Raw genomic sequence first — 20,434 nt, forward strand, 5'->3', positions numbered from 1 at the left:
ACCAGGAGCACCCCGTGAAGTTCCACTGGTTTCTGCCCACCGGCAGCGACGGCGCCACCCTGACCACCGGCACGCGCGGGGTCCACGGCCCCGGCCACGACACCACCGCCGTACCCGGAGCCGATCGGCACCGCGCGCCCGACCTGCGCTACCTCACCCAGATCGCGCGGGCCGCCGAGCAGATGGGCTTCGACGCGATCCTCACCCCCGTCGGCACGTTCAACGAGGAGGCATGGGTCACCTGCGCCGCCCTCACCCAGCACACCGAGCGCCTGAAGTTCCTGGTCGCGCAGCGCCCGGACTCCATGTCCCCGACGCTCGCCGCGCAGATGGCCGCCACCTTCCAGCGCCACAGCCGGGACCGGCTGCTGCTGAACGTCGTCACCGGCGGCGACCCGATCGAGCAGGCCCGCTTCGGCGACCTGCTCGACAAGGCGGAGCGCTACGCGCGCACCGACGAGTGGCTGACCGTCCTGCGCGGCGCCCTGCGGCCCGAGCCGTTCGACCACGCCGGGGAGCACTACGACGTGCGCGGCGCGACCGTCTTCTCGCCCCCCGACCCGCTCCCCGGCATCTACTTCGGCGGCTCCTCCGACCAGGCGCTGCCCATCGCGGCCCGGCACGCGGACGTCTACCTCACCTGGGGCGAGCCGCCCGCCGACGTCGCCGCCAAGCTGCGGCGCGTGCGCACCCTGGCCGCCGACGCCGGGCGCAGCGTCCGGTTCGGGATCCGCTTCCACGTCGTGGCTCGCGACACGAGCGAGCAGGCATGGGCCGCGGCCGAGCGCCTGTTGACCGGGATCGACCCGGCGCACGTGGCCCGGGTGCAGGCCACGCTCGCCGCCAGCCAGTCCACCGGGCAGGCCCGGCAGTCCGGTCTGCACGCCGCCTTCCGCGACAGCGGCCGGACCTCCGACCTGGAGGTTCACCCGAACGTGTGGGCGGGGGTGGGGCTGCTGCGCGGCGGCGCGGGCACCGCGCTGGTCGGCTCGCACCGCGAGGTCGCCGACCGCATCGAGGAGTACGCCGGGCTCGGCATCGAGGAGTTCGTCCTGTCCGGGTTCCCGCACCTGGAGGAGGCGTACCGGGTCGGCGAGAGCGTCCTGCCCCTGCTCGGCACCGGCCGTGCGGCGGTGGCCCGGTGAGCGCCCCGGTGAACGTCCTGGTGATCGGGGCCGGGCCGCACACCCGCCTCAACCACCTGCCCGCGCTCGCCGCCGCGCAGGACGCGGGCCTGGCCGGGACGGTGACCGGCGTCGACCTGCCGCACGCCGCCACCCCGATCGACCACGGCACACCCGGCCGGCCGCGGCGGATGCCCGTCGTCCCCGTTCCGCCGTTCCCCGTCTCCCGGCGCAGCCTGCCCGGCGCGGTGCGGCACGTGCTGGAGGACCTGGTGGAGCGGCAGCGCATCGGCGCGGTCGTCGTGGCGACCGAACCGTCCGTCCACCTGCCCTACGCGCTGTGGGCGATCCGCCACGGCCTGCCGGTGCTGCTCGACAAGCCGCTGACGGTGCACCCGGGTGCGTCCACCGACCCGGCGGCCGCGCAGGCCGTCGCCGACGACTTCGAGACCTTGCTGGACGCCTACCGGGACGCGCTGCACCGCGACGGGCGGATGGTGGTCAGCGTGCTGGCCCAGCGCCGCTGGCACCCCGCCTTCCGCCGGGTGCGGGAGCTGATCGCCGAGGTCGCCGAAGCCACCAACTGCCCCGTCACCTCGGTCCAGTCCAGCCACGGCGACGGCCAGTGGCGCCTGCCCCACGAACTCGTCGACCTGGGCTACCACGGCTACACCAGCGGCTACGGCAAGGCCGCGCACTCCGGCTACCACCACTTCGACACCGTGCCGTGGTGGCTGGCCGCCGGCGAGCGCCCGGGCAAGGAGATCGACGAGATCGAGGTCCACGCCGCCTGCACCCGTCCAGGCGACTTCCTCTCCCAGCTCACCGTCGCCGACCACGCGCGGCTGCTGCCCGGCTTCGCCGACCGCAACCCGTACACCGAACAGCAGTTGCACCGGCTCACCGCAGGCTTCGGCGAGGTCGACGTGCACCTGAATGTCGCCTACCGCGGCCGCGGCCGGGTGCTGGCGCTGGGCAGCCACAACCTCGCCCACACCTCCTTCTCCCAGCGCGCCGCCCTCGACCCGGTGCCGGGCAGTCTCTACAAGGGCAACGGGAGGATCGGGCAGGAGAGCCACATCGTCCAGCAGGGCCCGTTCCAGGCTCTGCACCTGCACGTCCTGCAGACCCTGCACGGCGACGGGGACGGCGTCGACCCGCGGGCGGCGGGCGGCGCCGACCACATCGCACTCCACGTCTTCCGCAACGACCGGCTCGCCCTGGGCTGGGAGCGCCACCGCGTCCTCGGCTTCCACGACCTCGTCCAGGGCGACGGCGCCGACGCGGTGCTGCCGACGCAGCAATCGGCCCGCACTTGCGCCGTCACCGAGTTCCTCTCCTACCTCGCCGGCCGCCTCCCGCGCACGGAGATGGCCTCCGACCTGGCCGACCACCGGCGCCCTGCCCGCCTCATGTCCGCCGCCTACCTCTCGATGGCCCGCCGGGCAGCCGGCGACGGGCAGCCCTGCGCCCCGGTCGCCCTCGACTTCCGCCCCGCCCCCGTCCTGGCGGAGCCCGCCGGACGGGCCCTCGCCACATTGGGGGCCGTACGGTGACCGCCCCGTCCGCTGTCCTCGCCACGCCCGACCTGGACCAAGTCCTCGGCCCGCACCTGTTCCCCGTCCTTGAGAAGTGCCGCCCGCACACCGGACGCCTCACCCACGTCGAGGCGTGCACCGGCGGCAACGTCAGCCACGTCCACCGGGTCCACGGTGAGGAGGGCAGCGTCGTCGTCAAGGTCCGCGGTTACCGGTTCGCCCGAATGCCGATCGCCACCGACCCGGCGCTGATCGCCTTCGAGCACCGCGCCCTGACACTCCATCACCGTTTGCTGCCCGACCTGTTCCCACAGGTCCTGGCGTTCCTGCCCGACGCACACGCCATGGTGCTGAGCGACGTCTTTCCCGACCGGCGCACCTGGCGCGAGCACCTGGACCAGCGCTGCGCCACCGCCGAGGAGTGCACCCGCCTGGGCACGGCACTGGCCCGCGTCCACCGCGCCACCGGCGGCCTTCCGCCGCTGCGCGAGGGCGACGGCGACGACCTCTTCCGCGCCGAGCACGCCTACGGCCACTGCCTGCGCGCCGCCGGGCACCGTGCCCTCGACGAGGCGTGCCGCCGCCTGGACGCCCTGCCCGGCCGCCAACTCGTCCTGGGCGACGTGTGCCCGAAGAACCTCAGCCTCGCCGAGGGGCGCACCGCGATCGTCGACCTCGACAACGTCCACCACGGCGCGCCGCTGTTCGACGTCGGCTACCTCCTCGCCCACCTGGTCCTGCACCACCTCGCCCGGCCCGCACACCTGCAGCCGCTCGCGGCCGCGCTCCTCGACGCCTACACCGCCCGGGCGGCCGGGTGGTGGCGCGGCGACGACCTCCTCGCCGCGGTGACGGCCGGGGTGCTGCTGTACCGGCTGGAGGCCCGCACCGTCCCCTACCCGCCCACCGCCCCGCCCGCCACCGCCGAGAAGGTGCGCCACGGCCTGCTGCGGTTGCTGGGCGCCCAGCCGTTCACCGTCCCCGAACTCCTGGAGACCGTAAGGCAGGTGGGGCAGTGAACACCCACCTCGCCCCGGTGGCCGGCGACCGGCCGGACCTGGTCGCGCTCGCCGAGCTGAGCGCCCGCGGCATCCACGCCCCCAGCGTTCCGTCGCTGGCCCGCGATCAGAGCCCCTTCGCCCGCCCCGTCCCCGCCTGGACCCGCACCGTCGTACCGGGCGTCCTGCTCGCCGCCCGCCCCGTCGGCCTCGGCGGCGGCTGCTTCACCAACGCCTACACCCTCACCGTCGACCTGGAGCGCGCCCAGGTCCGGCCCGTCTCCTCCCCGGTCGGCTTCCACCTGCGCCGCCTGGTCACCGGCCCCGCAGTCGCCGCAGTCTCCGGCGCCTTCGCCTACATCTCCGACGACCCCGACTACCAGCCCGCCGAGCCCTGCCTCGACCTCGCCGTCCGCGACCACCACGCCGCCGGCCTGCCCACCGCCACCAAGCCTGCCCTGTTCCTGCACCACGATCGGCTCCGGTTACGCATCCTGCCCGCCGCCGGCACCCTCACCATCGTCGGCCGCACCCACACCTGGAGCGGCTCCAAGGACCCCCGCCCCGACCCCGCCCCGACCGGCCACCTCATCGTGTACGGCGCGGCCAACTGCCGCATCCGCTACCGCGACGACCCCCGTACCGGGTTCCGGCGCGACGTCGACCCGGCAACCAACATCACCCCCCGCGGCCCGGCCGCCCTCGACTGCACCGTGGCCCCCACCCCCTACGGGCCGCGGATCACGGCCCTGCACCCCGGCGGCGGCGCCGACCTGTTCGCCGGCGCCTACATCCTGCGCGCCCACCGGCCCTGGCCCGCCCACCTCGCCCTCGGAGCGCCCGTCCGCGTCACCGCCCTCGACGGCCTCCCGGTCGCCGAAATCGACAGCGCCCTGTCGCTCGGGCCGTCCGCCGCCGACGCCGCCGCCGGGCGCACCACCGCCTGGGACGAGAGCCTGGGCACCAGCCCGTTCCGACCCGGTGCCCGCCACGCCCGCACTCTGCTCGCCCTCGACGGCCGACACCTGACCCTGACCGTGCTGGACGGCGCGCCCCTCGCCCCGGCCTTCCAGGGCGCCACCGTCCGAGAAACCGCACAACTCGTCGAGCGGGCAGGCCACGACCCCGCAGGAGTGTTCCATCTCGACGGCGGCCAGACCTCCAAGATCGCCTACCGGCACGGAGGCCAGGTCGACGCCGTCGGCAGCCTCCACTACCTGCGCTGGCCCCGCGGCGAGCACGAGCCCTTCCGCTGGCAGGGCCTCGACGGCCGCCTCCTGCACAGCGCCCTGCAGATCACCATCGAGGAGCCCTCGTGAACGCACCCCGCACCGGACGGTCCGTCCTCGCCGTCGTCGCTCACCCCGACGACGCCGAACTCGCCATGGGCATGCGGATACTGGAGCACGCCCGGGCAGGCGACCGCGTCCGCGTCCACTGCCTGAGCACCGGACGCCCCGGGACGGACGACGCCGAGGTTCGCCGCGCCGAGTGCCTGGCCGCCGCGAAGATCCTGGGCACCGACCGGTACACCTTCTCGGCGATCCCCGACACCCGCTTCACCGACCACCGCGGCGCGATCAACGCCGCCCTCTTCGACGCCTTCGCCGACGAGCGGCCCGACACCGTCTACACCCACTACCCCGACGACCAGCACCTCGACCACGCCGTCGCCGGCACGGAGGCTACCGCCGTCGCCATGCGCGAAGCCGCCGACCTGATCTACTTCCGCTCGCCCTACAGCCGAGACTTCGAGCCCAACCTGGTGTTCGTCGGCACCGCCGAACTCCTGGCCGCCAAACGGAAGGCACTGGCGTGCTTCGCCTCCCAGGCCCAGCTCGACATGGACGTCTTCACCGGCCTGAACACGCTCGCCCACCGGCAGCACGTGCACCACCGCGTCGTCGAACGCTTTCCCGACGGCGCCCACGGAACCGAGATGTTCCACACCGCCCGCCAGATCGTCCACGCCGCCCGCCGCACCGTCGACCGGCCAGTCACCGACCTCGGCCGCCACCGCCCCGGCTGACGCCCCCTCGGCCGACGTCCCCTCGGCTCACTCCGCGAGGGCGGCCACCACCCGGTCCGCCAGTTCGCCGACCGTCAGTTCCGCGTCCAGCCGCACCGTTCCGGCCGGCAGCGCTCCGGCGGCGGCGGTGCTCGCCGGAATCCGGTCCCGGCACCAGGCGCGGACCTGCTCGTCCCGGGCCGGGTCGTCCGGGAAGAAGCCGCGCCCGTCGATCCGGGCGCGCAGCACCGGTTCGGGCAGGTCGAGGAAGAAGTGCCGCAGGTCGGCCCCGGCCGCGGTGAGGCCGCCGAACACCTCCGCCCGGTAGTCGGGGCGGACCAGTGTCATCGGGACCAGCAGGGGCCGCCGGTACTCGGCCAGCAGCCCGGTGGCGAGCGACACCACCTGGGAGCGCCACAGCGGCAGGTCCTGGAAGTCCCCGGTCGGCACCGGCACCACCGCGCGCAGCAGGTACCCGACCGTCTCCGGGTCGAACACCAGCGCCTCGGGCAGTCGGCCCCGCAACTCCTCGACCAGCGTGGACTTCCCGCTCCCGAACCCGCCGTTCACCCAGACGATCACGCCTGCTCCTCCGTCGCACCGGCCGCTTCCCGGGGAGGACCACGCACCGCACCCGCCGGAGGGTTCCGCCCGAACCGGTGTCCGGAGGGCTCCAGTAGGCTGACGCCGCCGGTGACGGGGGAGGCGGCGGCTCGGGGGACCGGCCGTTCGCACCCGCGCCGTTCGCACCCGCCACGGGGACCGGCGCACGGGGACGAGCACGAAGGACAGCACAGCAGTGGACAGCGGCCAGGGCACCGGCGCCCACCTCGCGGACGGCACACCCGCCACCACCGGACCGGGGGAGGGCGGCTGGCACTACCTGCTCGACGACGGCCTCGACCCGGCCGGCCGCCACCCCGTGCACGCCGTGCGCGGCAGCCGCCCGCCCGGCCCGGACGCCCCGGACCGGCCGAACCCGCGCCACGGCCGCCCGCTGCCCGACCCCGTCCCCGCCGACGCCCCGGCCCCCGGCCTGCCGCCGCTGGACGCCGGCCGCCGCCCGGCCGGCCGCGCCCTGCTGGCCTGGCTGGAGGACGCCCGCGCCCCCCGGCTGTGCCGGCTCTCCGGCTCCTCCGGCAGCGGCCGCACCCACCTGCTGACCTGGCTCGCCGCCGCCTGCCCGCCCGACCACCCGCGCCCCGGCCGCCGGGTCCACGCCCTGCTCGACGCCGAGGGCCTGACGGTCCGTTCGGCCACCGCCCGCCTCGCCGACCTGCTCGGCCTCACCGCCGGCGACCCCGCCGACCTGCTCGAAGTGCTCCAGGACGGCACCCCGCGCACCGTCGTCGTCACCGACCTCGACCGGGCCGGCGGCCCCCGGCTGCCCGACACCCCCGTCCAACTGGCCCGCGACCTGCTCGCCCCGCTGCTCTCCGTCCCCTGGCTGCTGCTGGTCGTCGAGGCCGCCGACGGCCCCGCCGCCGACCTGCTCACCGCCGCCGCCCCCACCGGCGCCGTCCTCGACCTCGACCACCCGCAGTGGACCGACCCCGCCCAGTACGCCGCCTGGTGCGCCCGTCTGCCCGGCCACCCCGTCGACCCCGACGCCACCCACCCCAGCCCCGCGCTCGCCCAGCTCGCCGCCCGCACCCCCGACGCGAAGCCCGACCCGGCGCTGCCGCCCGCCGCCCGCGCCGCCGCCCTCGCCGACACCTGGTGGCAGGCCCTGCCCGGGGCCGAACGCGACGCCCTCACCGCGCTGGCCGGCGCCGACGGCCCGCTCAGCACCGAACTCTGGGCCACCCTCCCCGGCGCGGGCGGCGAGGCCGTCGTGCACGCCGCGGCCGCCCTGCTGCCCCCGCCGCCGATCGCCGACCGCTGGCGGCTGCGCCCCGCCGAACTCGCCCACCGGGTCGCCGCCGGGAGCCCGCCCGTCGACCACCCCGCGATGATGTGGGAGGTGGCCGGCGGCATCCCGGTCCGCCCCGACGGCGGCCCCGACCTCGCCGCCAGCGACCCCGAACGCCTCGCCCTGCTGCTGCGGCACGCCTCCGCCGCCGACCCGGCCAGCCCGATGCTCGACGAGATCGACCTGCTGCTGCACGCCGAACCCGCCACCGTCACCGCCGCGTTCCGGCACGCCGAGGAGGCCGGCGTCCCGCCCACCGCGCTCGCCACGGCCTGGCGGCTCGCCGCCCCCGACCGGTCCGCGCTGGCCCGCCCCGCCGACCGCGCCGCCGTCCTGCACGCCCACCTCACCGGCCGGGACGAGACCGCCGCCGCGCACTGTGCCGCGCTCGCCGACGCCCGCTGGCGCACCGTCTGGAGCCGCCCCGCGCCCGGCCCGTGCGCCGTCGCCCCCGGCGCCGGACCGCTGGCCGGCCGCCTGCTGCTCGCCGACGGCACCCACCTGCACCTGGTCGACCCCGCCACCGGCCGGCCCGCCCCCGGCCCGGTCCTGCCCGCCGTCCCGCTGACGGAGCGTCACCCGCGCGCCCTCGCGGCCGTCCCGTCCGGCGGCGCCGTCCTGCTGAACGCCTCCGGCGCACTGCTCCCGGCCGCCGCGGGCGGCGCGGCCGGCCCCCCGCCCGAGGTCCTGGCGGCGCTGGCGGGCTGCACCGCCGTCGCCGCCCACGGGGACGCGCTGGTGACCGGCCGCGCCGACGGCCTCACCACCTGCGCCGTGCTCCCCGCCGGTACCGCCCACCGCCCGGACGCCCCGCTGCACGAGGGCCCCGTCACCGCCGTCGGCGCGGCCGCGGCGGACGGCGGCACGCTGGTGGCCAGCGGCGGCGAGGACGGCCGGGTGTGGACCTGGATGCCCGGCCGCCCCCCGCTGCCCGCCCCCGTCGACCGGCGCCCCCACCCCGTCACCGCCGTCGCCCTCGGCAGCACCCCCGAGGGGCTACTGCTCGCCGCGGCCTGGTCCGACGGCCTGCTGCGGCTGCGCCGCTGGGGCGACCGGCACCGGGGTGCGGACCTGCGGCTCGGCGGCCCGGTCCGCTCGCTCGCCGTCACCCCCGACGGCCTGGTGGTGGCGGCGCTGCCGGAGGCGGTGCTGGCGGTCGCCCTGACCGGCTGACGTTGAAAACAGCGCAGGTCTTCATCATCTTCAACGAAAGACTTAGGTATTCACCATTTCCGGTCGCCGGGTGATCGAGTTTGACCATCCGAAGGCAATCGGCGTCAACGAAGTCGCCGTTCCTTCCCCTCAAAAGATGAATCCCACGCTCACCCCCGTCCGACCGGAAATGAGGAACCGATGCCTGAATACCGTGGCGCGGTCGACCAGGTGGAGAAGGAGTGCGCCGCCCTCGCCGGGCTGCCCGCCTCCCAGCGACTGACCGAACTCGAACACCTCTGCCGCCGCGCCGAGAAGGTCCTCGGCCGGGCCGTCCTGGACACCGCCAGCGAGGTCTACGAGCAGGGCGGCGACGCCGCCCTGCGCCGCTCGCCGTACGCCTACGGCTACCTGCGCCGCTCCCTCGGCTTCCGCTTCGAGCACCGAATGGACGGCTGACCGTTGTACACCTACCTGTGCCGGACCCGCTGGGGCGACATGGACGCCTTCGGCCACGTCAACAACCTCAAGGTCCTGCAGTACGTCCAGGAGGCCGTCTACTGCCTGCTCTACGACGACACCGACGGCCAGGAGCTGTTCGAGGACGGTTTCATGATCGCCCGTCATGAGATCGACTACCGCTCGCCGCTCTACCACTGCCCCACCCCGCTGCCCGTGCAGATCTGGGTGGAACGCCTCGGCCGCGCCTCCATCAGCACCACCTGCGAGGCCCGCCGCCGCGGCCAGATGGTGTTCCAGGCCCGCACCGTCACGGTCGCGACCGACGCCCGGACCAGGCGCAGCCGCCCCCTGCGCGAACTCGAACGCCGGCACCTCAACCGCTACCGGGTCCGTCCCACCGGCCCCGTCGCCCCCGTCGGCCGGGTGCCCGTCCGCTCCACCACCCGCTCCCGGGTGCCCGTCCTCGGCGAACGGGCCTCCTGACCGCCCGGGACGCCCCCTCCCGCCGCGACGCCGCCGGCCGGCCCCCCGGGCACCCCTCCCGGGCCGGGGCCGGCCCCGTCCGGCGGCTCCGAGGACACGGTCACCGGCGGGCGGGAGGACATGGTCACCAGCGCGTAGTACGACGGATCGTTCATACGCCCATTGACCACCCGCCGCCGACCGCCGCCAAGCACCCCCGCCGGACCGCCACCCGCTTGCCGCCGGGCCGCCCCGCGCCACCCGCCCCGCGCTACCCGCCCAGCCGGGCGAACCGGCCCTCCAACCGGGACAGCCGCAGCGCCGTCGCCGGGGAGCGCAGCGCGTCCTGCCGCTCGCGGAAGTTCGCGTAGGCCCGCCGCGCCTGGTGGATGTTGCCCGCGTCCAGCTCCAGGTGCGCCAGCTGCAGCAGCGACACCCCGATCGTCCGGTGCTCCTCCGGCGGCCGGGCCCGCAGCGAGGCCCGCAGGTACGACAGCGACAGCTCGGTGGACCGCAGCGAACGGTGCACCTGCGCCGCCTGGTACAGCAGCGCCGGCTCCGGGTACTGCTGCGGACCGCCGCCCGCCGCCGCCCGCCCCGCCCAGTGCTGCGCGCCCTCCAGGTGCCGCAGCGCCTCCGCGGCCTGCCGCAGCCGGGCCGCCGCCACCGCCTGCTGGGCCTGCACGAACGCCCGCACCCCCGGCGCCGCGTCGCCCGGCAGGTGCGCCGCCGCGGCGTCCGCCAGCCGGGCCGCGTACGCCTGGTGCCCGAGCGCCCCCGCCTGGCCGGACTGGTCGCGCAGCGCCATCGCCTGACCCGGCCCGTCCTGCGCCTCGGCGGCCAGCCGGTAGGCGAAGCGGTAGTGCCGCTGCGCCTCGCCGTGCCGGTTGTCGTCGGTGTACGTCCGCCCGACCAGGCGGACCAACTGGGCCGCCGCGGACAGCAGTTCGTCGTGCCGGGGGCCGCTCGCCGAGGACTTCAGCCAGGGCAGCACGTGGTCGCGCAGGTAGCCGAGCAGCAGGCTGCGGGCGACCGCGCCGCCGTACCCGTCGTAGTGCCGGGCCCCGAAGGCCGTGATCTCCCGCACCGCCTCCACCTGCCGGGCGCCGACCCGCTGCCCGCCCGCCGCCGCCGTCCGCGCGTGCGGGGCGGCGGGCCGGGGCACCGGCGGGCCCGGGAACGGCGGGCGCGGGGAGGGCAGCGGCAGCGGGTCGATCCGGAACAGCGGGGGCTGGCAGGACTCGTCCTCCGGCCGGTCAGGGCCCGGCCGGGCGTGCAGCCGCCGCAGCTCCGCCAGGGCGTCCGCCGGGACCGGCCCGGGCTGCTCCGGCAGCGCGGAATCCCCCGGCAGCAGGCCGAGTTCGCCCCGGGAGACCGGGCGGCCCAGCCGCCGGGCGAACGCCTCCTCCAACAGTTGCGGGCCCGGCGGCCGGGGCTGGGTGCCGGACAGCCAGTGCGCCACCGTCGTCCGGTCGTAGCCCACACTGAAACCGCTCTCCCGGGCGACCTTCTGCAGAGCGGAGGCCAGCGCGGGGCCGTTCCACCCGGCGTCCGCCATGCAGGCGCGCAGGGCGGCGTTGGGCCCACGGACGTGCGGCATCAGCAACTCCTTGCGCGGACCGCCGAAGTGTTTCGGACCCAGAATAATCATCCGGCGCCGACGGCGAGAACCGATTTCCGGAAACTCCGCCCGGCAGCTGCCGGGCGGCTGGGATGTAAGCCGGTCGTTCCGTTCCTCCGGTGGGGAGGAAATGGTTCCGCGGGGAGGAAATGATCCGCAGGAAATCCGGTCCTATTCTTTTCGGCCTTTCCGTTCCTTCCGCTCCTTCCGGTCGGGCCAACTCGGCCAGTCGTCCCGCTCGTGCCGGGCCGGTACCTCGCCCAGCAGCCGGCGCAGCATCGTCTCGGTGTCCAGGTAGTGGTGCTCGGCGCCCGGCGGCACCACCCGGTGGCTCAGCCGCAGGAAGTCCCGGACCGGCGCGGCCGGGGTGTGCAGGACGGCGGTCTGCCCGGGCGTGCTGAGCGCGATCGCCAGCAGCTCCGGGTCCGCGCTCGACCGGCGGATCGTCACGTCGCCCAGGCCCGCCCAGCCGTCCATGCCCTCGGCGAGCAGGTCCCGGGCGAACAGCCAGGTGATCGGCTCCTCCAGGTCGGCGTGGCAGTCCAGGTGCACGGCGAACGGGTCGGCCCGGTGGTACCGCAGCCGGGCCGGTACCGAGACCCGCAGTCCCGGGCACGGGGCGACAGTGACGTCCAGCAGCAGGACGCAGTCCGGCTCCTCGGCGCGCTGCAACCAGGTGTGCGGCGTGTTCTGGTGGGTCACCGGGCCTCCCTCGGACGGACGACGGACGGGATGGGACGGGCGGACGCGGGCACCGGGGCCGGCGCGGGGTGCTGCGGGTGCTGGGGGTGCTGCGGGGCCTGCGGGGCGGGTGCCGGGGTCGGCGGCAGGGGGTGCTCCGGAGCGCGGCCGGGGCCCGGGTCGGCGGACCGGCCGACGGCGGGAGCGGACGGGGCGGACGGAGCGGGGGGCGCGGGGGCCGGGCTCGGGGTCGGAGCCTGGGCCCGCCGGCGTTCGGGCTCGGGCCCGGGGACACGTTCGGGGTCGGGCGGCGGCAGCGGGGTGAACGGCTCCGGCGCCGGGCGGGCGGCGAACCGGGGCGGGGTGGCCAGCCGGGACCACTCGTGGTCCCGGCGTCCGGGCACGGTGCGGCCCGACTGGTGCCACAGCGTCACCAGTCCGGCGTAAATGGGAGCCTGCTGAATCGTTTCGTCACGGACGCCCGTTGGGGCCCAGGGGTCGGCACTCACGTTCGGTCATAACGACCGAAACCAGGGGCGGTCACGGCACTCGCCCGTCCGCCGTGCCGGACGGGTGCGATCCCGCCGCGGCGGCCTCCCCGCGCGCCCCCGGCGGGGGTGCGGCGGGGGCGTGGCCGGGGTGCCGACGGGGCCGTCAGGCGGAGCGGCCGCCGACCCGTCCGGCCGGTTCCCCGGGGCTCCGGCCGGGCGTCCGGGCGGTGAGCGAGACGGCCAGCGCCCGGGCCCGGTCGAAGCCCCGGACCGGGTCGCGCATCGAGGTCCACGGGTGGGCGCCGCACCACGGGCCGATCAGGCGGAACTGCTCCAGCGCCAGCTCGGGCCGACCGCTGAGCAGCGCGAAGTGCGCCAGCAGGTGGCGCAGCGACGGCAGCCGGTCGTCCGTCGGGGGGAGGGCGGCGAGGGCCTCGGCCACCTTCGGCAGCAGGGCCCGGCGCCGCCGGGCCCACGGCAGCCCGGCCGGGCCGTGCCGCTGCTCCAACTGGTACAGCGCCTGCAGGTACAGCCCGGGCAGCGGCGAACCGTCCGGCGCGGTGCGCACCGCGCGCTCGGCGAAGCGCAGCATCCGGCGGTCGCTGCCGTGCCACTCGGCGCCCAGGTAGCGCAGCGCCTGCCCGTGCCCGGCCGCGTGCTGCGGGGCCCGTGCCGTCACCTCGCCCCACAGCGCGCGGAACCGGCGCCGCGACAGCGGGGCGCCGCGGGCCGCCGTCACCAGCACCACCCACGGGCCGGGGTCGTCCGGATCGAGCTCGGCGGCCTGCTGGGCGATCTCGCGGGCGGCCGACAGCAGGGCCCGGAACGCGGTCCGCCGGTCCGGCGGCACCTCGGCGGCCCGGCCCGTGCCGCGCGCCTCCCAGGCCCGCCGCAGCAGCAGCCGGGCCTGCACCGTCGCCGCGGCCGCCCCCTCCACCCCGGACGCCCGCCACCGGGTCAGCCACTCGTCGCGCTCGGCGGCCACCCGGGTCAGCAGGTCGAGCCGGGCCCAGCGCTCGTCCCAGTCCCGCCCGGCGGCCGTCATGTACGCCGCCGCGGCCCGCCAGCCGCCCGCCAGGCAGGAGTCCGTCAGCGCCTCCAACTCCTTGCGCCGCAACAGCCGCATCGGCGGCCCGGCCCGCCCCGGATCGAGCTCCGCCGACCGCACCAGCCCGTACGCCTCCGGATCGAACGCCCCCGGCGCCGTCTCCCGCCCGAGCTCCGCCCGGCGCCGGGCACTCCACTGCCGCCACTGTGTCAACAGGGCGATCAGCAGGGCGAGTCCGAACACCAGAACGGGGGTCATGCGGAGAATGATCTCCCACCCCGCCCCCTCCGCGTACCGGATGCGACAGAGACCCGGACGGCCCCCGGCCGCACCCGGTCGAGCCGGACGACGGCGAGGACCCCCGGCCCACCGCCCGGGCCGGGGCCAGTACGTCGGGGGAGGGTCCGGCTCGGCCTGCGAAGGGACTGCCCGTACGGGGATCGACTACGGCCACGCGATCGCTGCCCCCCTCGGAACGTCCCCCGCGGAACGGCGCCCGCACACCGACCGGGCTTGCCGAGCCGGCGCCGAGGGCCGGTGGACGGCCGCCGGACCTTTGAATCCTTCCGGGGGCGTTCCTCTAGACTCCCGGGAATGACCGCAGCCCCGTCCTCCGGCCCCGTCCTGGTCCTGCCGCCCGATCCCGGGTGGTCCCGGCTCGCGGAGCGGTTGGTGGCCGAACTGGGCGCCGTGCTGGGGGAGTCGGCGCTGCGGGTCGAGCACATCGGCAGCACGGCGATCCCGGGGATGGCGGCCAAGCCGGTGATCGACCTGCAGGTCGCCGTCGCGGACCTCGCCGAGGCCGAGCGGCTCTTCGCCGGCCCGCTCGCCGCGCTCGGCTTCGACGGCTCCCCGCACCGGTACGACCACGTGCCGGCGGGGCTGGACGACGATCCCGGGCGCTGGGAGAAGCGGTTCTGGCGGCGGCGCGGGCACGCCGGGCCGGACTGCAACCTGCACGTGCGGGTGCTGGGCGGGCCCAACACCCGGCTCGCGCTGCTGTTCCGGGACTGGTTCCGCCACCACCCGGAGGCGGTGCCCGCCTACGCCCGCTTCAAGTCGCTGCTGGCGGACACCCTCCCGGACCTCGACTCCTACGCGGACGTCAAGGACCCGGTGGTCGACCTGGTGATCGCCGTCGCCGAACCCTGGGCCGCCGCCACCGGCTGGGAACCGCATGCCGGGTGAGGACGCCGCCACCGGGTACCGGTACGCCCCGGCCGACAGCCTGACCGGCCTGATCGAGCGCGGGCGCGGCCTCGGCGCGCTGCGGGCCCGGGAGGAGCGGGCGGAGGCCCGCGACGCGGTGCTGAACTGCCTGCGGACGGACACCCGCTGGCACCGCGGGCCCGGCTCCCGGCACCACTACCTCGCCGACCTGGTCCGGGAGTCGGCGCTGCCGATCGACCTCCCGATCGCCCTGCTCGACGCCGGGCAGCAGGACAACTGGCGCTCCCACGGCCTGCTGGCCGTCCTGGCCCGGACCGGCTCGGCCGAGGCCCGGGCGGCGCTGTCGCGCTACGTGCGCAGCGGCCACCACTGGTGGCAGGACGTGCTCGACACCCTGTCCGCCGAGTGGCCGGTCGCATGGTGGGACGGCCTGCGGGCGGACGCGCTGCGGCTGCTCGCGGGCGCCGAACCCGACCACCCCGGCTCCGCCTGCTGGGCGCACTGGGGGACGGCCGCCCCCGAGGTGCCGCGGGAACCCCGGCCCCGGTCGGCCCCCGACGCCGCCCTGCTGCTCGCCGAACTCGCCGACCCGGGGACCTCGGACATCGGCCGGGTGATCCGGGTGCGCGCGCTGGCCGACGGCCCGCCCGTGCCCGAACTGCTGCCACTGGTGCCGCAGTTGTGGTGCGCCGGGCAGAGCGGCCCGAAGCCGCGGGCGCTGCCGTACCTCGGCGGCGAGGTGAAGCGGCTCGGCCCGCTCGCCCTCGGCCCGGCCCGGGCGTGGGCGGCGTCCGGTGAACCCTGGCTGGCGGCCCTCGGCCTCGACGTCCTGGCGGACCTCGGCACCACCGCCGATCTCCCGCTCCTGCTGGCCGAGTTGGAACGCCGCTGGACCAGCCGCGACTGGGACGCCCCGGACCGGCTGGCCGACGGCCTGGCCCGCCTCGGCCCGGCCGCGGCGGACGCGGCGCCCACCCTGCACCGCTTCTGGTCCGAGACCCCGCACTCCCTCGAACGCCCCGGCTACCTGCGGGCGTTGACCGCCGTCGCCCCCGCGGCCGCCGCCCCGCTGCTGCACGAATCGCTCTGGGACTGCGAACGCCCGGCCCGCCTGCACGCCCTCACCCACGCCCCGGACACCCCCGAACTCCTGGCCCGCGCCGCCGAGTTGCGCGACAACCCGGTCGAACACCCCCAGGTCAGGGCCGCCGCCGCCCGCCGCTGAGGACCGCCCGGCGGAAACCCGGTCGCGGGGGACCGGCCGATCGGGCATCGTCGTGGCCCGTGACGGACGACGACGGATACCGGTACGCCCCGCCCGACAGCCCGGCCGGCCTGATCGAGCGCGGCCGCGGCCTCGGCGCGCTGCGCGCCCGGCAGGAGCCGGACGCGGCCCGCGCGGCGGTGCTCGACTGCCTGCGGACGGACACCCGCTGGGACCGGCAGGTCGACCAGCGCCACGACTACCTTGCCCACCTGGTCCGGGAGTCGGCGCTGCCGATCGACCTCCCGGTCTCGCTGCTCGACGGCACCGACCAGGACAACTGGCGCTCCCACGGCCTGCTGGCCGTCCTCGCCCGGACCGGCTCGGCCGAGGCCCGGGCGGCGCTGCCGCGCTACGTCCTCGGCGGCGGCGAGTGGTGGCAGGACGTGCTGGGCACCCTGTCCGGCGAGTGGCCGGTCGCATGGTGGGACGGCCTGCGGGCGGACACGCTGCGGCTGCTCGCGGGCGCCGAACCCGAGCACCCCGACTCCGCCTGCTGGGCGCACTGGGGCCTGGCGGCACCGCCCGCCCCGCGCCCGCCCCGCCCGGCCGCGTCCCGAACCCGCCGCTGAGGGCGGGAACGCCGAAGGGCAGCCGCGGCTGGGGGCCGCGGCTGCCCCGGGGTGGGGGTCAGCGGGTCAGAACTGGGTGGAGACGGTGACGCCGGAGAAGTCGGTGACCGCGTAGAGGCTCAGGTAGCGGTAGCCGGCGGTCGGGTTGGTGACGGTGATGGTCTGGGCGGTGCCCGACAGGGTCGAGGAGGCCGTGAAGGCGCTCTGCGAGGCCCAGGTGCTGTCGTTGTAGTACAGGTACGCGGTGCCGGTGCCGCCGGTGGCGGTGATCTTCAGGGTGGTGGTGCCGGCGGGCAGGTAGACGTACATGTAGTCGGTGTTGCCGGCGGTCCGGGCGCGGCCGGTGCGCTGGCAGTTCTGGCCCATCGCGTCGGTGCGCTGGTCGGTGCAGGTCGGCAGGGTGGTGCCGGTCCCGGTGCCGGAGGCGACGGTGACCGAGGACGGGGTCGCGGTGGAGCGGCCGGTCGAGTCGGTGACGGTCAGCGCGACGGTGTAGGTGCCGGCGGCGGCGTAGCTGTGCGACGGGTTGCGCTCGTCGGAGGAGGTGCCGTCACCGAAGGTCCAGTGCCAGGCGGTGATCTGCGCCGGGGAGTTGGTGACCACGGAGCGGTCGGTCAGGGTGACGGTCGGGCCGTTGACGGCCTGGTCGAAGAGCGCGGTCGGGCCGGTGGCGAAGCAGGCACCGGCGTTGCACTGGGTCAGCCAGGCGTCGAAGTCCGCGTCGTAGGAGGTGCCGACGCCGTTGTAGACCGCGTAGCCGCCCTGGTAGTCGCCGGCCCGGAAGTGGTTGAGCATGTTGTACACGTCGGCCGGGTGCTTCTCGAACATGTAGCGGACGGCCAGGTAGCCCCACGGGTAGACCCGGGTGGAGTCCGAGTTGCCGTACGTGTTCTGGAAGATGGTGCTGAGCTTGTAGGTGTGCTTGCCGGCCTCGGTCATCGCCTGGGTGTCGGTCACCCCGCGGTAGGAGTACGACTCGTACTCGGCGACGCCCTCGATCCACCAGATGTCCGGGACGGAGGTCTCGGTGGTGAAGTTGCCCTTCATGTCGTAGATGTTGTCGAGGTAGTGCGTGTACTCGTGGGTGAGGTTCCAGATGTTGCCCGGGAAGTCGTCGTTCCAGGACTTCTGGTACATCACGCAGACCGGCTTGTTGTTCGGGTCGGTGACGTCCATGACGGTCTGGCCGCCGTTGTCGGTCGAGTTGTTGTAGATCGCCCAGGAGTAGGTCTGGTAGTCGGTGGCGCTGGCGAACACCGGCATGGTGACGGTCTTGCCGTACTGGTTCGGGACCGGCCCGTTGTCCTTGACCATGGCGTGGAAGTAGGTGTCCTCGCCGCGCAGGTGCTCGCACACCGGCTGGAGCTGGGCCACCGTCAGCGCCTGGGCGCGCAGGGTGCGGTTGTCGCAGACCAGGACGTTCGGCAGCACCGTGTCGGCGAGCTTGGTCGGCAGGTCGCAGATGCCGTAGTACGAGCACTGGCCGGCGTCGTACTGGTTGGCCTGGAAGGCGGTGTGCACGTACAGCGAGCCGGTGGCGCCGAGGATCTGGGTGGTGTCCAGGATCTGCTTGATCAGCGGCTTGGCGGTGTTCTCGGCGGCGGTGGAGGCACCGGCCATCCGGGAGAGGTCGTTGCCCGCGTTGACGTCCAGGAAGGCGTTCGCGGTGCCCATCAGGTCGCGGTGGTTGAGCGCGAAGTTGCCGAGCGTGGTGACCAGGCTGGTGTCGGCGGCGACCGCGTTGACGAAGTCCGGGTTCCAGTTGCCGCGCCACAGCGGGGCGAACAGCACCGCGTTGACGGCGTTGACCATCTTCGGCGTCGCGTTGTAGCTGTTGTTGTACGAGCCGAGCACCTGCTTGTAGGTGTTCAGGTAGCTCGCCTGGATGTTGGCGCTGTCGGTCAGCACCAGCACGTCGTACAGCACGATGCCGTTGGCGTCGGTGACGTCCTTCCACCGGGTGCCGGCGAAGTACGTGTCGAGGCCGGCCTTGGTGGCGGCGGTCAGCGAGGAGTCGTAGCTGCCGACCGCGCCCGCGTTGTACGACTGCACGTAGTAGCCGGCCCGCAGGAACTGCACCAGCTGCAGGATGCCGGAGTTGTTGGTGCCGTCGTAGCTCGCCGCCAGCGTCTTGAAGGCGCCCGCGACGGTCAGCATGTTGGCCTGCTTGAAGATCGCGCCGGCGTCGGTGCCGGTCACGTTGTACAGGGTGCCGATGCAGGTGGTGCTGGACCCCTTGACGAAGTCCACCAGGCTCGCGCCGGAGCGGCTGCCGAAGTCGCCGTAGGTACAGCTCTGGGCGGCCGCGGCGGCTGCGGCGGCCGCGCCGGAGGCACCCGCCTTGGCGCTCTTGACGGTCAGGCCCTGCTTGGCGGCGGGGCGGGGGGTGGTCTGGACGGCGGTGCCGGCGGGCTGGCCCATCTGGACCTGGCCGAGCAGCGCGGGCGGCAGCGGGGCGGCCACCGAGGTGTGGGTGTCGGGTGCCGCGTCGACGATCGGGCCGAGCGGCTTGGGGACCGCCCCGCCGGGGGCGGCGGCGTTCTGCCCGCCGGACGCGGTGGCCGCCGCGGCGGCCTCGGACCGTCCGCCGGTGGCCGCGAAGGCGGGGGCCGGCAGCAGGGTGGCAGCCGTGGCGCAGCCGGCCAGCAGACCGGCCGTCAGCACGGGAAGGGGTATGCGCAGGCGCACTTCTTCTCCTGTGGGGGAGCTCACTGAGCATCAGATGGGGGGAGTTGACGCGTCTGCATCCTGGCACTGTCGACAGGGTCAGAACAATGTCACAGGTCATATGACATTTCCTCGACGCGGCATAACACCGCCGGGAATGCCTTGGCCCGGGGGGCTCAGACCCGCGGCGGGCGGAACGTCCGGCTGGCCCAGCTGTGCAGGTGGGGGGCCTCGGCGGCGAGTTCCCGGTAGGCGGCGACCGCCGCCCCGAACAGGGTGTCGACCAGTCCGGGGCCGAGCACCGCGGGCCGCCACAGCATCAGGTAGCGCAGCCAGACCGGCGCCCCCAGCAAGGGCTTCAGCATCACCCCGGGGGTCGGCGGTGTACTCGCCGGGACGAGCGCCGCGCCCAGCCCCGCCGCCACCAGGTCGAGCACCTCGCGCCGCCCGTACGGCAGTTCGCGCACCCCGGCCGGGGTCAGCGCCGCCGCTTCGCAGGCGGCTCGGAACAGGGCGGGCCAGCCGGCCCCGTCGGCGGCCGGCAGCAGCCAGGTCTCCGCCGCCAGGTCGGCCAGCGCCGGTTCGGCGTGGTGGCGCAGCGGGTGCCCGGCCGGGAGGGCGACGAACACCGGCTCGGTGGCGACGGCCCGGCCGGCCAGCGCCTGCGGGGGCCGCGGTCCGACCCCCGGGTGGTCGAGCAGCAGGGCCAGGTCGAACGGCTCCTCGCGGCAGGCGGCCACCGTCCAGCGCAGCTCCGGACGCAGTTGCCGGGCCCGGGCCAGCGCGCCCGGCAGCAGGGCCGGGCAGTCGGTGACCAGCCGCAGTTCGCGCTGCGGGCGCTCGCCGTCCGGGCCCCCGGCGTGGCCCAGCCGGTCCACCCGGGACAGCACCTCGCGGGCGGCGGCCAGCACTTCGGCGCCGAAGGTGGTGGGCACCACCCCGGCCGCCGTCCGTTCGAACACCACCGCGCCCAGGTGCCGCTCGATCCGCCGCAACTGGGTGCTGGTGGCGGGCTGGGACGCGCCGATCGCGGCCGCCGCCCGGCCCACACTGCCGGTGTCGGCGATCGCGCACAGCACCCGCAGGTGTCGCAGTTCCAGGTCCATGGCCCGGGGCCTCCCCCCTCGCGTGCGGGCGGCCCCGCCTCGGCGGTGGCGTGAGGCCACCTGTGTTATTTCACACGCAACATGTCAGATGGTGCGCTCACCTTCGTCGTCCGGCCAGGCCGCGTCAAGTCCCGATGCGGCGAAACGGTGCTGATCAA

17 protein-coding genes are annotated in these 20,434 nt (G+C 75.7%); 11 read left to right on the top strand and 6 right to left on the bottom strand.

All coding sequences use genetic code 11. From position 1 onward, the window contains the following. Positions 1–14: 14 nt before the first annotated feature. From ACIQBJ_RS05610 to ACIQBJ_RS05630, 5 genes are read left to right on the top strand one after another with little or no spacing between them, the layout of a single operon-like run. Entirely contained in the window at positions 15–1,145 is a 1,131-nt protein-coding gene (locus ACIQBJ_RS05610; RefSeq protein ID WP_400704016.1) for an LLM class flavin-dependent oxidoreductase, read from the top strand. Continuing rightward, positions 1,142–2,680 (top strand): Gfo/Idh/MocA family protein, encoded by a 1,539-nt coding sequence (locus tag ACIQBJ_RS05615; RefSeq protein ID WP_400704019.1) that lies wholly within the window; start codon positions 1,142–1,144, stop codon positions 2,678–2,680. Before ACIQBJ_RS05610 ends, ACIQBJ_RS05615 begins: the two co-directional genes overlap by 4 nt. Then, positions 2,677–3,681 (top strand): phosphotransferase, encoded by a 1,005-nt coding sequence (locus tag ACIQBJ_RS05620; RefSeq protein ID WP_400704022.1) that lies wholly within the window; start codon positions 2,677–2,679, stop codon positions 3,679–3,681. Before ACIQBJ_RS05615 ends, ACIQBJ_RS05620 begins: the two co-directional genes overlap by 4 nt. After that, the gene (locus tag ACIQBJ_RS05625) at positions 3,678–4,979 is read left to right on the top strand and encodes a hypothetical protein (protein ID WP_400704025.1); all 1,302 of its coding nucleotides are present in this window, start codon (positions 3,678–3,680) and stop codon (positions 4,977–4,979) included. Before ACIQBJ_RS05620 ends, ACIQBJ_RS05625 begins: the two co-directional genes overlap by 4 nt. Next, positions 4,976–5,689, top strand: coding sequence for a PIG-L deacetylase family protein (locus ACIQBJ_RS05630; protein WP_400704028.1), 714 nt, complete (start codon positions 4,976–4,978; stop codon positions 5,687–5,689). The genes ACIQBJ_RS05625 and ACIQBJ_RS05630 overlap by 4 nt, the downstream gene beginning before the upstream one ends. Positions 5,690–5,716: 27 nt before the next feature. On the opposite strand, the gene ACIQBJ_RS05635 is transcribed toward ACIQBJ_RS05630, so the two are convergent. Next, positions 5,717–6,250, bottom strand: coding sequence for an AAA family ATPase (locus ACIQBJ_RS05635; protein WP_400704031.1), 534 nt, complete (start codon positions 6,248–6,250; stop codon positions 5,717–5,719). Between the two features lie 217 nt (positions 6,251–6,467). Between ACIQBJ_RS05635 and ACIQBJ_RS05640 the strand changes: the two genes are divergently transcribed. The 3 genes from ACIQBJ_RS05640 to ACIQBJ_RS05650 all read left to right on the top strand — a co-directional run bounded on the left by ACIQBJ_RS05640 (position 6,468) and on the right by ACIQBJ_RS05650 (position 9,677). After that, on the top strand, positions 6,468–8,753 hold the full coding sequence (locus ACIQBJ_RS05640) for a hypothetical protein (RefSeq protein ID WP_400704034.1): 2,286 nt from the start codon (positions 6,468–6,470) through the stop codon (positions 8,751–8,753). A 180-nt stretch (positions 8,754–8,933) separates the two neighbouring features. Further along, positions 8,934–9,191 carry a hypothetical protein gene (locus ACIQBJ_RS05645; protein WP_400704037.1) on the top strand — a complete coding sequence of 86 codons (258 nt, stop codon included), beginning with the start codon at positions 8,934–8,936 and terminating at the stop codon, positions 9,189–9,191. Between the two features lie 3 nt (positions 9,192–9,194). Beyond that, the gene (locus tag ACIQBJ_RS05650) at positions 9,195–9,677 is read left to right on the top strand and encodes an acyl-CoA thioesterase (protein ID WP_400704040.1); all 483 of its coding nucleotides are present in this window, start codon (positions 9,195–9,197) and stop codon (positions 9,675–9,677) included. A gap of 250 nt (positions 9,678–9,927) precedes the next feature. On the opposite strand, the gene ACIQBJ_RS05655 is transcribed toward ACIQBJ_RS05650, so the two are convergent. From ACIQBJ_RS05655 to ACIQBJ_RS05665, 3 genes are all read right to left on the bottom strand, one after another. Next, on the bottom strand, positions 9,928–11,256 hold the full coding sequence (locus ACIQBJ_RS05655; RefSeq protein WP_400704043.1) for a hypothetical protein: 1,329 nt from the start codon (positions 11,254–11,256) through the stop codon (positions 9,928–9,930). Between the two features lie 192 nt (positions 11,257–11,448). Beyond that, on the bottom strand, positions 11,449–11,979 hold the full coding sequence (locus tag ACIQBJ_RS05660; RefSeq protein WP_400704046.1) for an SsgA family sporulation/cell division regulator: 531 nt from the start codon (positions 11,977–11,979) through the stop codon (positions 11,449–11,451). 633 nt (positions 11,980–12,612) lie between these two features. After that, entirely contained in the window at positions 12,613–13,755 is a 1,143-nt protein-coding gene (locus ACIQBJ_RS05665) for a hypothetical protein (protein ID WP_400704049.1), read from the bottom strand. 336 nt (positions 13,756–14,091) lie between these two features. On the opposite strand from ACIQBJ_RS05665, the gene ACIQBJ_RS05670 reads away from it, so the two are divergent. Genes ACIQBJ_RS05670 through ACIQBJ_RS05680 form a run of 3 tightly spaced genes read left to right on the top strand, consistent with a single transcriptional unit; the run spans position 14,092 to position 16,503 of the window. Next, positions 14,092–14,685 carry a GrpB family protein gene (locus ACIQBJ_RS05670; RefSeq protein WP_400704052.1) on the top strand — a complete coding sequence of 198 codons (594 nt, stop codon included), beginning with the start codon at positions 14,092–14,094 and terminating at the stop codon, positions 14,683–14,685. Next, positions 14,675–15,892 carry a hypothetical protein gene (locus tag ACIQBJ_RS05675; protein ID WP_400704055.1) on the top strand — a complete coding sequence of 406 codons (1,218 nt, stop codon included), beginning with the start codon at positions 14,675–14,677 and terminating at the stop codon, positions 15,890–15,892. Before ACIQBJ_RS05670 ends, ACIQBJ_RS05675 begins: the two co-directional genes overlap by 11 nt. Positions 15,893–15,951: 59 nt before the next feature. Next, positions 15,952–16,503 (top strand): hypothetical protein, encoded by a 552-nt coding sequence (locus tag ACIQBJ_RS05680; RefSeq protein WP_400704058.1) that lies wholly within the window; start codon positions 15,952–15,954, stop codon positions 16,501–16,503. A gap of 66 nt (positions 16,504–16,569) precedes the next feature. On the opposite strand, the gene ACIQBJ_RS05685 is transcribed toward ACIQBJ_RS05680, so the two are convergent. Continuing rightward, the gene (locus tag ACIQBJ_RS05685; protein ID WP_400704061.1) at positions 16,570–19,191 is read right to left on the bottom strand and encodes a collagenase; all 2,622 of its coding nucleotides are present in this window, start codon (positions 19,189–19,191) and stop codon (positions 16,570–16,572) included. Positions 19,192–19,346: 155 nt separating this feature from the next. Then, the gene (locus tag ACIQBJ_RS05690) at positions 19,347–20,276 is read right to left on the bottom strand and encodes a LysR family transcriptional regulator (RefSeq protein WP_400704064.1); all 930 of its coding nucleotides are present in this window, start codon (positions 20,274–20,276) and stop codon (positions 19,347–19,349) included. Between the last annotated feature and the right edge of the window lie 158 nt (positions 20,277–20,434).

This window comes from Kitasatospora sp. NPDC088391 (genome assembly GCF_044753345.1).
Taxonomy (GTDB): Bacteria; Actinomycetota; Actinomycetes; order Streptomycetales; family Streptomycetaceae; genus Kitasatospora.